Here is a 338-nt window from a genome sequence, read left to right on the forward strand (position 1 = left end):
TGTTTTAGCGCCTCTTAGCTGTTAACGGAGGTGGCGAACGTCGCCAGATACTGATCGGTGATGCGCTGACGCAGGGTTAAATCTTCCAGCGGCGGCACCGGCGTATAGTCGTAATCAATGAACAGCTTGCCCGCTTTCAGGGTGTCAACGGTGTTGGCGTCGGGGTCATACCAGCAGGTGCCATCGATGATCAGACCGGCGGTTTTCATTTCGCGCAGCTTGGCGTTAATGCCCGCGATCATGTCCTTGATAAGTGTCGGCGTCATTGGCCTGTCCATCGCCCACAGGTGCGCTTCGGCCATGGTGTCCGCCAGCACCTGCGCGGTGCGGGTGTAGTT

General features: G+C 58.0%; 1 protein-coding gene. It reads right to left on the reverse strand.

Features of this window, described 5'->3' with window-relative positions:
* Positions 1 to 14 precede the first annotated feature (14 nt).
* A partial coding sequence (locus EYY67_RS24420) for a phage tail sheath C-terminal domain-containing protein (protein WP_278248223.1) occupies positions 15 to 338 on the reverse strand: 324 nt, incomplete at its 5' end.

Source organism: Rahnella victoriana, from assembly GCF_004330295.1.
Lineage (GTDB): Bacteria > Pseudomonadota > Gammaproteobacteria > Enterobacterales > Enterobacteriaceae > Rahnella > Rahnella victoriana.